Origin of the sequence: Phaeobacter sp. QD34_24 (genome assembly GCF_028890115.1) — a bacterium.
Taxonomy (GTDB): Bacteria; Pseudomonadota; Alphaproteobacteria; order Rhodobacterales; family Rhodobacteraceae; genus Phycobacter.
Genome location: NZ_JARCJD010000004.1, coordinates 169,527 through 181,666, shown reverse-complemented (window position 1 = coordinate 181,666; position 12,140 = coordinate 169,527). Strand labels below are relative to the sequence as shown.

Genomic DNA, 12,140 nt, shown 5'->3' with positions numbered 1-12,140 from the left:
CGATGTGGCTGGGATCAGCCGCCCGTCTTCAGACCTTCGGGCCGTCCAACCACCACGAAATGCAGATTCTCGGGCAGCAGCACTTCGGACGCCACCTGTTTGATCTCCTCCAGCGTAACGGCGTTGATCTTGCCATTGCGGGTCGCGACATAGTCGATCGGCAGCGCATCCATCTGCATGCCCACCAGGATCGAGGCGATCTGCCCATTGCCATCGAACCGCAGCGGATAGGCCCCGGTCAGATAGGTCTTGGCGTCCTGCAGCTCTTTCTCGGTGACGCCCTCGGCGGCCATCCGGCTCCATTCGGCGCGCACAACCTCGACCGCTTCGGCCATCTTGCCATTGGCCGAGGCGAAGGAGCCCATGTAGACCGATCCCAAATCTCGCGGCACCAGGTAGGAATAGACCCCATAGGTGAGGCCACGTTTCTCACGCACCTCGCTCATCAGGCGGCTGTCGAAGGCGCCACCGCCCAGGATCTGGTTCATGATATAGGCTGCGAAAAAGCGCGGATCGTGCCGGTCGATGCCAATATGGCCGAACAGGGCAACGGATTGCGGCGTGTCGAAATCGATCACCGTGGTGCCGCCCGGAATGGTCACCTCTGCCGGTTCGGGCTGCGGCGCACCGGCCTCGGGCAAGTCGCCAAGCAGGCGGTCCAGCAGCGCGCCCAGCTCCTCTGCGGTGATGTCCCCGACGGCGCTGACATAAAGGCGATCGCGCGCCAGAACCGCGGCATGGGCATCGAACATGTCCTGGCGATTCAGGTCGGAGACTGTTTCAATCGTCCCCTGACCGTCGCTGCCATAGGGGTGATCGCCATAGGCCATTCTGCCAAAGGCGCGGCCTGCAAGTGTGTTGGGATCCTTCTCATCCGAGCGCAGCCCGGACAGCACCTGCGCCCGCACCCGGTCCAAAGCGTCCTGATCGAACCGCGGCTCCAGCAGGGTTTGCTGCAACAGCGCGATGGCCGCGTCCCGGTTTTCGCTCAGGAAGCGGGCCGAAATGGAAACGGCCTCCTTGTCGACATCATAGGAAAAACTGGCGGCCAGGCTTTCCAGCGCCCTTGCGTATTCCTGCGCGCGCATATCACCGGAACCTTCTTCCAGAAGGCCCGTCATCAGGTTGATGGCCCCGCGTTTGCCCGGCGCATCCAGCGATGTACCGCCCCGGAACCTGAGCTCCAGCGCGGCAAAGGGGATCGAGTGATCCTCCACCAGCCAGGCGGTGATACCACCCGGCGAGGTGACCTCCTTGATGTCGATCTCCGCCGTTGCGGGCAAGGCCGACAGCAGGAGCGAAAGGCAGGCAAACAGGGCCGCGCGGATCGTGGTCATGGCGTTCATTGGGTGACCTCCTCGGGGCGCATCATCCAACCGGTGACAGAAACCTCTGGCTGCAGGACCTCTTTGGCGACGGCGATGATTTCGTCGGCGGTGATGGATTGCAGGATGTTGGGCCAGTCCTGCACGTCCTGAACCGTCAACCCCGAGGTCAGCGCCCGGCCATAGCGATTGGCGATCCCGTCCACATTGTCGCGCGCGTAAATCTCAGAGGCGCGCAGCTGCAGCTTGATCCGCTCAAGCTGCGCCGCATCGACGCCGTCTTCCAGGAACCGCGCCACCGTTGCGTCCAGGGCGTCTTCAGCCTGCTGCAGATCCACCCCCTCGGCCGGGACGATCAGCAGGGTGAAGCTGGTCTTGTCCAGGGACACTCCGGAGTAGAAGGCGCCGGTATAGACCGCGAGCTGCTGATCGAACTGCAGCGCATTGGCAAGGTAAGAGGTGCTGCCGCCGCCCAGCAGTTCGGACAGAAGATAAAGCGCTGCCGCCTTTTCCTGGGCGCCGCTATCGCGTTCGGGCGCCAGGTAGCTGCGCTGGACATAGGGCTGCGCCACGCGGGGATCGCGATAGGTCATGCGCCGCGCCGCTGTCTGAGGCGGATCCTGGCTGCGGAATCGTTCGGGCAGATCGGGATTGGCCGGGATCACGCCGTAATACTTCTCTGCCAGGGTGCGCACTTCTTCCGGTGTCACATCGCCCGACACCACCAGGATGGCGTTGTTGGGTGCATAGTATGTCTCGTAGAAGGACAGCGCATCCTCGCGGTCCAGCGTTTCCATTTCATGCCGCCAGCCGATCACCGGCTGCCCGTAGCGATGGTTGAGGTACTGCGCCGCGCGCAGCTGTTCGCGGAACAGGGCGCGCGGGTCGTTGTCGGTGCGCTGGTTGCGCTCTTCCAGGATCACCTGGCGTTCGGTCGCGATCTCTTCCTCGCTGAGACGGATATTGACCATGCGGTCGCTTTCCATCTTCATCATCAGCTCCAGCCGGTCCGAGGCGATGCGCTGGAAATAGGCGGTGTAATCATAGCTGGTGAAGGCATTGTCGCGCCCGCCATTGGCCGCCACGGTGGCCGACAGTTCGCCCGGCGCAAGAGTATCCGTTCCCTTGAACAGGAGATGTTCCAGGAAATGGGCCACTCCCGACTGGCCGGGAGGTTCGTCCGCGGATCCGGCACGATACCAGACCATGTGCTGCACCACGGGCGCGCGGTGATCCTCGACCACCACGACCTCCATTCCATTGTCCAGGGTAAAACCCGTCACCATGTCATCGGCCTTCTGCCCGGCGCGCAGAGGCGCAGTGAGCAGAGCGGTCAGGGCAAGGGCACTCAAAGCGATCTTGCGGATCATGCGGCGTTCTCCAATCCTCTTGGCCAGGGACAAACCGCCCTTGGCCGAAACGTCCGAAGCTCCGAAAGGCTGGGAAGAACCGCTGCCATCGGAGCGCGCGGGATCCTCATCATATTGGAGCGATCATGGTTAACCGCAACCTAAGCCGAAGTGGCAAAGGCGCAAGGCTGGCCATCACAGATGTGATAGAGCAGCGGTTCACTGGCGATTTTATGATAGGCCAACGATTCCGGTGTTACTCGCCGCTCGGGGGCGGGGCCGAAGGGGTGGCAACACCTGCTCGGCGGAACTGGTCATTCACGTCGAAGGGATCGAGCGTCTGCTTGGCATAGATCTGCTCGTAACGGTCAACGGGGAATAGCCTGATGCGCCCGGTGATCCGCTTGCGCTTGAGGAACTTGGCATCTTCCTCGGCCAGCTCCTGTCGCACGCCGGGCGACACGCCGTAGCGGCTGGAGGCAGAGACCAGCGCCAGATCCGCACTTGGCACACCCTGAGACGGCACCAGCGCGGACTCCTTGCCCCCCAGCGCGGCCACAGCATCGGCCTGCGGCGTTGCATCGGTGATATTGGTGCCACCCGGTGTCGGTGTCGGCAGGCTTGAGTAGTCACCTGGCTCGGACAGTGGCTTGCTTGGCAGCACCAGGAATTCATCCGGGCCGGTGCCGGTCTTGCGAATATCACGCAGCCCCTTTTGCGAGCAGCCCGCAACGGCCACTGCACCCACCAGAACAATCATGCTCAAAGGGATCCGCATTCCCAGATACTCCTGCCAGTTTCCCGGCTCTTCTACCGCAAAATGAAACCGAGGTCACGCGGGGTTTTTGCCGCTCCGGTCAAAGAGGATCAACCCGGCGGCACCGGCAAAGATAAAGACATCGGCGATATTGAACACGAATGGATTGTTGATGCCGCAGCAGGACATGTTCAGAAAGTCGAGCACATAACCGAATAGCAGCCGATCCGCCACATTGCCCAGCGCACCGCCGATCACCAGACCGGCGGCCAGGGCCATCATCCGCCCGTGCGCGTGGGAGCGGCTGATCCAGATGACCAATGCGGTGCAGATCACCAAGGACAGGGCGATCAGGATCCAGCGGGACGCCTCGTCCCCGCCGCCGAACAGGCCGAAATTGATGCCGGTATTCTCACCATAGCGAAAGTTCAGCAGGGGCGGCAGCACGTCGATGGCCTGGCGCTGCGACAGATCCATTCCGTGAATCACCAGATACTTGCTGACCTGATCCAACAAGAAGGCCCAGAAGGCGCCCCAGAACATCATACGTGCTGCCATATCCCTGGTCGTTCGCAGATCAGTGACGGAAGTGGCGCATGCCGGTAAAGACCATCGCCAGACCGGCCTCGTTGGCTGCCTTGATCACCTCGTCGTCGCGCATCGAGCCACCCGGCTGGATGACGCAGGTGGCACCTGCAGCCGCCGCTTCAAGCAGACCGTCGGGGAAGGGGAAGAAGGCATCCGAGGCCACCGCCGATCCCTTGGCGAGGCTTTCATCGAGGCCCAGCTCATCCGCCATGCGCTGCGCCTTGGCAGCAGCGACATTGGCGCTGTCCAGACGGCTCATCTGGCCGGCGCCCACGCCCACGGTGGCATCGCCTTTCACATAGACGATGGCGTTGGATTTCACGTGTTTGGCGACCTTCCAGGCGAACAGCAGATCCTGCATCTGTTCATCCGTCGGGGCCTTTTCGGTGACGACCTTCAGGTCCTCCATGCCGATGTAGCCAACATCCTTATCCTGCACCAGCATGCCGCCTGCGACCTGTTTGTAGGCGGTGATCGCCTTGCGCGGATCGGGCAGCGCGTCGGTCAGCAGCAGGCGCAGGTTCTTCTTGGCGGCAAAGATCTCCTTGGCCTCCTCCGAAGCACCGGGCGCGATCACCACCTCGGTGAAGATCTCGGTGATCTTGGCGGCGGTTTCGGCGTCCAGCGGCTGGTTCAGCGCCACGATCCCGCCAAAGGCCGAGGTGCGATCGCAGTCGAACGCCTTCTGATAGGCCTCGACCAGGGTGGCACCCCGCGCCACACCGCAGGGGTTGGCGTGCTTGATGATGGCAACGGCAGCGGTTTCGCTCGGGTCGAACTCGGCCACCAGTTCATAGGCGGCATCCGTGTCGTTGATATTGTTGTAGGACAGCTCCTTGCCCTGCAACTGCACGGCGGTGGCGACACCCGGACGGTTGGAACCGTCAGTGTAGAAGGCTGCGGTCTGGTGGCTGTTCTCGCCATAGCGCAGGGTCTGCTTCAGCTCTCCGGCAAAGGCACGGCGGCGCGGCGCTTCCAGTTCCAGAGCGCCCGCCATCCAGTTGGAGACGGCCGCATCATAGGCGGCGGTGCGGGCATAGGCGGTCTGGGCCAGGCGCTGACGGAACACATAAGAGGTCTGGCCCTCGTTCGCATCCAGTTCTGCCAGCAGGGTGTCGTAGTCTTCCACATCGGTGACCACGTTGACGAACAGGTGGTTCTTGGAGGCCGCGCGGATCATCGCCGGGCCGCCGATGTCGATATTCTCGATCATCTCGTCATAATCGGCGCCGCGCGCCAGGGCTGCCTCGAACGGGTAGAGGTTCACCACCAGAAGATCGATGGCACCAATGCCGTGCTCATTCATCGCCGCCACATGGGCGTCATTGTCGCGCAGGGCCAGCAGCCCGCCATGCACCATCGGGTGCAGCGTCTTCACCCGGCCATCCATCATTTCCGGGAAACCGGTCACATCCGAGACGTCTTTCACCTCAAGCCCCGCATCGCGCAGCGCCTTGGCGGTGCCGCCGGTCGAGAGCAGCTCGACGCCACGCTGGGCGAGGGACTTGCCCAGCTCAATGAGGCCGGTCTTGTCGGATACGGAAAGCAGCGCACGGCGTACGGGGTGAAGGTCGGTCATGGCAGGGCGGTCCTTTGCAGGCTCAGTCAATACTCTCGGGGTCATCCCGGTTCAGGTCGCGCACGGCATCGGCAGTTTCCTGCGCCTTGCTCAGCGTCCACCGGACGCGGGTGGCATAGTCGATCACCCGGCCGGATAAAACGATCTGTTTTGACGCACGCGGCTTCAAGCGGGTCTTCTCCAGGTAGACACCCGGCTCCAGCTTCAACTCGCAGGTGCCGTCATGACGGAAAACCCAGATTTCCCCGCTCTTGAGCGCCATGGATACCGCCGAGCCGCCCAAGTCAAGGGCCGCATCCACTTCCGGGTGCAAATGCAGGCGAATATCAAAGCCGATCCCCCCATCTGCATGGCCATCCAGTGCCGCCGAGCAGCGCTTCTCAGCCGCCTCGTCCAGCGCCACCAGCATGTCCTCTCCGGCCAGCGCGCGCCCATCAAAGGACAGGTCCAGCGTGCGCGCATGGGTCAGGCCGAATTCACGGACATATCCATCGTGACCGCCCTGAAACCGGCTGCCATCGCTCAACTGCTCCAGCTGCACCTGCACGTCCCGTGGCCCACCTGTCAGCTCTTCCTGACCGCTGCTCCGGTTCGGCGGCGCAAGGCGGGCACTGGAATGGCCCTCAAGGCAGAGGGTGGAATGCGAAGGCGTTGCCCGCCCGGCACGGCGCCACTCCAGGCCAAATGTCTCTCCCGAGCCGCAGTTGACGATCAGTGGCCGCCGCCCCGAGGTCAGCTCGAACGCCAGGGTCGAGGCATGACCATTGCCCGAGGCCCGTCCCTGCGGCGGCAGGGCGGCATCCACCACGACCGAGGTACGGCGCGCCGACAGCCGCGCATAGCCCATCGCCAGCCCGTCGAGCGGACGTGCAGCCACATGACTGGCCGCCAAAGCATGATCCAGCCAGCCCTCAAGGCCACGCCCGCCGCCATGAAACCGCGCCAGCCCGCCATCGCTGTGGCGCAGGGCGCGCAAGGTGGGCGCGATACGCTCGATCGCGGCGGTCTGCGGCGCGGGAACTGTCCGGCCCGCCTCGTGCAGGGCGGCGGCGGTCCAGGTCAGAAGGGTGAAGACCTCCAAAAGTTCTTCGGGATTGCGGGTCGGCAACCCGCCCTGATCGTCGATCTGGCGCGCGCATTCCTCGCTGAGGGCGCGAATCGCCGGATCGGCCAGTTCCTCTTTTCCCTGCAGGGCCAGGCCCGCGTAGATCAGCCCCGCCAGCGCCTCGAACCGGGGCAGGCCGGGCGTCGCCCCCTGCCACCGATGCGCCAGGAACCAGGTCTGCTGCGACAGGGAGCGGTAGAAGGCTTCGGTCTCCTCTCGCTCCTTGCCGCTGAGCAGAAACAGCGCGTGGTTGATCCAGCGAATGACCCGGCGCCCGGTCAGATCCGGCGACCAGCCGGGACCGGTGCCGCGCCCATGCGCCCTGATCCAGCCCCAGACCCAGTTCTGCGCCTTGACGCGGGCCTTGATGTCCCCCACGGCGGCCAGATCGTCGAGCCAGGCAAACCCGTGACGCTCCGCATCAAAGGCGGCATCGGGGGCGGCAACCTCCCAGAGGCCGGTGGTGGTCGATTCGACGAGGTAGCCCGCCAGCAAGAGATTGCCTGCAACCAGCTGCCGCCCGCGGGCAAAGCTGCCGATGGTACGGGGTTCGGGCTGGGATACAAATCCGGTGGCCGCAGGCTGCTTGCGCGCCCGCCAGGCATATATCCGGTTCATCAGGCGGGTTCCGCGCCCCGCCAGTCGGTCGTATCTGGACATGCTCTTTCCGCCTCACGCCATTGGCGTTTTGGTCGCAGCATAACCCGGCCCATTGTCCAAGTCACCGAAGAATAGCCCGGCTGCGCCCCATGGGCGAGAATTGATCAGGCGGCCTTGCGCAAAAGCGCCATATAGAAGCCATCCATGCCGCCGCGATCCGCCCAATAGTCGGGACGCAGGCGCAGGCCGCCCTCTTCGGTGATCCAGGCAGGATCGACACCAAGCCCCTCGAAACAGGTGCGATCCGCTGTCATCTCGGGGAACATATCCAGCGCCTCCTCAACCTGGCATTCGCCTTCGTCCGGCAGCAGCGAACAGGTGCAAAAGACCATGCGCCCGCCGGGTTTGACCAAGGTCCAGGCATGGGCCAGCATCTGCGCCTGCAATTCTATCAAGGCGCCGAATTCACTGCCGTCCTTGGCATGGGGCAGATCCGGGTGGCGACGGATGGTGCCGGTGGCCGAGCAGGGCGCATCCAGCAGCACCGCGTCGAACTGGCCGGTCTGTTCCAGTGCATCGCCGACGATCAGATCGGCGCTGAGGCCGGTGCGCGACAGGTTCTCCTGCAGCCGCTCCATCCGCCCCGCCGAGGCATCCACTGCGGTGACCTGCGCGCCCGCTGCCGCCATCTGCATGGTCTTGCCACCGGGCGCTGCACAAAGATCAAGCACCCGCTCGCCCTGTTGCGCGTTGATCATCCGCGCAGGCAGGGCTGCCGCCGCGTCCTGCACCCACCAATCCCCGGTCGCATAGCCCGGCAGGGCCGAGACCTGACCGGCCTCCGTCAACCGCACCGATCCGGTTGGCAGCATCTCACCGCCCAGGGCCGAGAGATCCGCGCCGGGTTTGCCGGTGATATCCAGCGGCGCACCTGCAAAATGCGCGGCCTCGATCCCCAACATCGCCTCGGCGCCCCAGGCCTGCACCAGCGGTTTGCGCAGCCAGTTCGGCAGGCGCGGCGTGCGCAGCTTTGCCCATTCCGCCGGTCCCTTCTCGGCCACCCTGCGCAAGACCGCGTTGACCATGCCCTTCAATTGCCCATGGCGGCGATGCTTCGAGACGATCGTCACCATCGCGTTCACCACCCCATGCGCCGCGCCACCCGAACACAGTTCGACCGTGCCAAGGCGCAGCGCATTCATCACCGTCAGCGGCGGCGTCTTCTTCAGGTGTTTCTGCAACACCCGGTCTGCCCGCTCCAAGCTGCGCAGGGTCTCGACCGCCAATCGCTGCGCCCGTGCACGCTCTTCGGGGGCAAGCCTCTCCAGCGCCCCCGCGGCATAGCATTCCGCCAAGAGCCGCCCCTCGCCCAGCACCTGATCCAGAAGGTAGATCGCGGATTTGCGGGCCTGAAGCGGATCGGGGGTTTTGTCGGACATCGGGGTTCTGGCTTTCTCTGGCGACTTGGGGACCACCGGCGGTGACTTGTTCCCGCCGGACAGGGGCGTATATCATGGGCTGAGTATAAAGGAACCCGCGATGAGCGACGAGACCACACCGAAGGCCCCTGCGCCCAAAGACCTGCCCCCCGCCGCCCAGCGCGCCCTGGCCGAGGCCGAGGAACGCCGCAAGGCCGCCGAGGCCGAGACCCCGCTGCCCAAGGAGTTGGGCGGCCGCGATGGCCCCGATCCCGCGCGCTATGGCGACTGGGAGAAAAAGGGCATCGCCATCGATTTCTGATGGCTGAACCCGACGTTCATCAGCCCCGGAGGTCCCAAATGATCTTTGAAATCCGCCGCTACCGCCTGAAACCCGGCAAGCGCGAAGAGTTTATCCGATTTTTCGAGACCGTGAACCGCCCGGCCCTGCGCGCGGCTGGCATGCTGGTTTTTGGGCCCATGCGCGATCTTGAGGATCCCGACGTGGTGCATTGGCTGCGCGCCTTTCCATCAATGGAGGCGCGCGAGCGGATCAAGGCGGCCTTCTATGACGGCCCCGTCTGGGAAAAGGACGTGGAGCCGATCGTCATGCCGATGATCGAACACTTCGAAGCCTCAATCGCCGAGACAACCGAAGGGTTTGAAGGCTTCGCGGAAACTCCGACCCCTTGAGCCGTGGGGCTTACAGCCCCAAGACATCGATCATGTCGTATTCGCCCGGGGATTTGTCCTGCCCCCACAGCGCCGCTTTCAGCGCGCCACGGGCGAAGATCGCGCGGTCGGTGGCCATGTGGCGCAGAACGATGCGCTCTCCGGCAGCGGCGAACAGCACGTCATGTTCGCCCACGATGTCGCCGCCGCGAATGGCGCTGAAACCTATATCGCCGCGTTTGCGTGCGCCGGTGATGCCGTCACGCCCCCGGTCCGAAACATCCGCGAGTTTCACGCCGCGCCCCTCGGCGGCGGCTTCACCCAGCATCAGCGCGGTGCCCGAAGGGGCATCTACTTTATGATGATGGTGCGCCTCGATCACCTCGATATCGAAATCCTCGTCCAGCGCGGCGGCGACCTTTTTGGTCAGTTGAACCAGAAGGTTCACGCCCAGAGACATGTTGCCCGCCCGCACGATCACGGCATGGCGCGAGGCAGGTTCGAGCCGGGCGATCTGCTCATCGGTCATGCCGGTGGTGCCGATCACATGAACGGCGCGGGCCTGCGCTGCAAGCGCGGCAAATTCCAGCGTCGCCTCGGGCGCGGTGAAATCAATCACCGCCTGTGCCTTGGAAAAGGCCTCCAGCGCGTCATCGGTGACGGTGACACCAACCGGCGCACCGCCCATCGCCTCACCCACGTCACGACCGACCCAATCGTGGCCGCTGCGTTCGACTGCGCCGACCAGGGTGGCCTTGTCGCTGTCCAGCACGGTCTTGATCAGCATCTGCCCCATGCGACCGGAAGCTCCGGTAATCACGATACCCGGTTTATGAGTCATTGGCCTGATCCTTTATCCCAAGCTGGCGCTTCGTTTCTTGCGGCTTTTGTCCTACCCTTTTGGACGTGTCTTGGCAAAGGGCTGCTTTCGGCATAGATCGAACCCATGGCAAAGAACAAATTCCATGATGGCCCCGGCCCCTCTCAACGTCAGCTGCGCGTCGGCGAGCTGATCCGCCGCACCCTGTCCGAGGTGCTGGCGCGCGGCGACATCCACGACCCCGAGCTGAACCGCATGTCGATCACGGTCGGAGAGGTGCGCACCTCTCCGGATCTGAAGATCGCCACCGCCTATGTGCTGCCGCTGGGCGGCAAGGGGCAGGAGGATGTGCTGAAGCTGCTCGCCCGCAACAAGAGCGAGCTGCGCCGCGCGGTGGGCAAGAAGCTGGGGCTCAAGTTCACCCCCGATCTGCGCTTCCAGCTGGATCAGACCTTTGATCAGATGGATGACACCCGCCGGATGCTGAACCAGGACGCGGTGCGCCGCGACATCGAAGAGTGATCTTTCGGGCGGCGTCCATCTGCGCTGCCCTTTTGGCGGGCTTCTGGGCCAGCAGCGCCGCCGCTGTCGAATGTCGCAACGCATCTTATGACGGCAACCGCTACACCATCTGCGAGGTAGACGCGGGCCGCGAAGAGTTGCGCCTGTTCCTGCGCGCCGAGAACGGCAAACCCTACGGCCATTTCACCCCCATCGAGGCGGAACTGGCCAAGGCGGGCAAAAGCCTTGCCTTCGCCACCAATGCCGGGATGTACCACGCGGACCGCTCTCCGGTGGGGCTTTACGTGGAGGATGGCCAGCAGGAGATGCGGCTGATACCCAACGCAGGCCCTGGCAATTTCGGCCTGCTGCCGAATGGCGTCTTCTGCATCAACGACAGCCGCGCCGATGTGATCGAAACGCTCAAGTTCCGCGACCTGGGCACCACCTGCCGCGATGCCACCCAATCGGGGCCGATGCTGGTGATCGACGGGGAACTGCACCCGCGCTTTTTGCCTGGCTCCACGTCTTATTACGTGCGCAACGGGGTGGGCACCTCGGCGGACGGGCAGCGCGCGGTCTTTGTCATCTCGCGCAATGCGGTGACGTTTCACCAGTTCGGCAGCCTGTTCCGGGACCACCTGAAGCTGCCCAATGCGCTGTATTTCGATGGCAACATCTCCCGCCTGCACGCGCCTGAGCTGGGACGCTCGGATGCGGGTTTTGCCATGGGGCCGGTTGTGGGCGTGGTGGAGTGACTGCGATCGCCAAAGCATGGAAAGGGCAGCTACAAGCGCATTTGCATCGCACTTTCAAAATCATGCGCATAGCCCGACAGAACCGAATCGCCGAGCCACGCCCTGAGCCTCTGCCGCAGGTCTTTACTCAACCTTTGCCCTTCGAGGAAATGAGTTGTGAACTCGTCCAAAAACCCGGGTGGTAGGCGCGTAGGAACTGCTCCACCCGATCCCAAAAGAGCACATCGAGTTCTGCTTCACAGCCAAATCTACTCCGCACGCCGTAAAGAAAAGATAGCTCAAACAGCGCTTAACCCCTGTCGTGCAGATCTCTGTCGCCAACCTCCGGGTCTTCCCTGATGCACTGAAGCAGAAACGCCAAGGCCGCGTCGAACACTGGAACGAGATGACTTCGCGCAAACCGTTTCGTGGCATTGGGCGCAAGCAAAACACCATATGCAAGCGCGCCAAGTGCCGGATCCTCACTCCCCATGGCATCAACAAAGTCTTGCCCTGAAAGGGGTTGAGCCTCTGCTGACTGTTCGACCCGCAATCTGCGCAAGAGTTCTACGCGATCCTTCACTTGCATCTCTCCTCTGGCTCGTCTGACCACTCTTCGTGACACAGTGCGTGCAGATGAATTGACAGGCAATCCGCTCTGCGCTACGCCGCGCGCCTCACACGACATC

12 protein-coding genes are annotated in these 12,140 nt (G+C 63.7%); 4 read left to right on the top strand and 8 right to left on the bottom strand.

What is annotated here, in order from left to right:
* Window positions 1-14: 14 nt before the first annotated feature.
* The 7 genes from PXK07_RS04770 to PXK07_RS04740 all read right to left on the bottom strand — a co-directional run bounded on the left by PXK07_RS04770 (window position 15) and on the right by PXK07_RS04740 (window position 8,742).
* Window positions 15-1,337, bottom strand: coding sequence for a M16 family metallopeptidase (locus PXK07_RS04770; protein WP_446728352.1), 1,323 nt, complete (start codon window positions 1,335-1,337; stop codon window positions 15-17).
* A gap of 5 nt (window positions 1,338-1,342) precedes the next feature.
* A complete protein-coding gene (locus PXK07_RS04765) occupies window positions 1,343-2,695 on the bottom strand; it encodes a M16 family metallopeptidase (RefSeq protein ID WP_274847052.1) in 1,353 nt (450 codons plus the stop codon).
* 235 nt (window positions 2,696-2,930) lie between these two features.
* Window positions 2,931-3,452, bottom strand: coding sequence for a DUF3035 domain-containing protein (locus tag PXK07_RS04760; protein ID WP_274847051.1), 522 nt, complete (start codon window positions 3,450-3,452; stop codon window positions 2,931-2,933).
* A gap of 54 nt (window positions 3,453-3,506) precedes the next feature.
* Window positions 3,507-3,989: a signal peptidase II gene (lspA, locus tag PXK07_RS04755; RefSeq protein WP_274847049.1), complete on the bottom strand. Its 483-nt coding sequence runs from the start codon at window positions 3,987-3,989 to the stop codon at window positions 3,507-3,509.
* 19 nt (window positions 3,990-4,008) lie between these two features.
* The gene (gene purH, locus PXK07_RS04750) at window positions 4,009-5,598 is read right to left on the bottom strand and encodes a bifunctional phosphoribosylaminoimidazolecarboxamide formyltransferase/IMP cyclohydrolase (RefSeq protein ID WP_274847048.1); all 1,590 of its coding nucleotides are present in this window, start codon (window positions 5,596-5,598) and stop codon (window positions 4,009-4,011) included.
* A 22-nt stretch (window positions 5,599-5,620) separates the two neighbouring features.
* A complete protein-coding gene (locus tag PXK07_RS04745; RefSeq protein WP_274847047.1) occupies window positions 5,621-7,363 on the bottom strand; it encodes a heparinase II/III family protein in 1,743 nt (580 codons plus the stop codon).
* A 104-nt stretch (window positions 7,364-7,467) separates the two neighbouring features.
* Window positions 7,468-8,742, bottom strand: coding sequence for an RsmB/NOP family class I SAM-dependent RNA methyltransferase (locus tag PXK07_RS04740; RefSeq protein ID WP_274847046.1), 1,275 nt, complete (start codon window positions 8,740-8,742; stop codon window positions 7,468-7,470).
* Between the two features lie 100 nt (window positions 8,743-8,842).
* On the opposite strand from PXK07_RS04740, the gene PXK07_RS04735 reads away from it, so the two are divergent.
* Window positions 8,843-9,043 carry a DUF1674 domain-containing protein gene (locus PXK07_RS04735; protein ID WP_274847045.1) on the top strand — a complete coding sequence of 67 codons (201 nt, stop codon included), beginning with the start codon at window positions 8,843-8,845 and terminating at the stop codon, window positions 9,041-9,043.
* Window positions 9,044-9,081: 38 nt separating this feature from the next.
* Entirely contained in the window at window positions 9,082-9,414 is a 333-nt protein-coding gene (locus PXK07_RS04730) for an NIPSNAP family protein (protein ID WP_274847043.1), read from the top strand.
* A gap of 10 nt (window positions 9,415-9,424) precedes the next feature.
* Here the strand turns inward: PXK07_RS04730 and dapB are convergent, their stop codons facing one another.
* Complete coding sequence (dapB, locus tag PXK07_RS04725) at window positions 9,425-10,234, bottom strand: 4-hydroxy-tetrahydrodipicolinate reductase (protein WP_274847042.1); 810 nt, start codon at window positions 10,232-10,234, stop codon at window positions 9,425-9,427.
* Window positions 10,235-10,339: 105 nt separating this feature from the next.
* Here dapB and rbfA point away from each other — a divergent pair, with 105 nt between their 5' ends.
* Both rbfA and PXK07_RS04715 read left to right on the top strand, forming a co-directional pair.
* The gene (gene rbfA, locus PXK07_RS04720; RefSeq protein ID WP_274847041.1) at window positions 10,340-10,735 is read left to right on the top strand and encodes a 30S ribosome-binding factor RbfA; all 396 of its coding nucleotides are present in this window, start codon (window positions 10,340-10,342) and stop codon (window positions 10,733-10,735) included.
* Entirely contained in the window at window positions 10,735-11,472 is a 738-nt protein-coding gene (locus tag PXK07_RS04715; RefSeq protein WP_446728351.1) for a phosphodiester glycosidase family protein, read from the top strand. The genes rbfA and PXK07_RS04715 overlap by 1 nt, the downstream gene beginning before the upstream one ends.
* The last annotated feature ends 668 nt before the right edge of the window (window positions 11,473-12,140 follow it).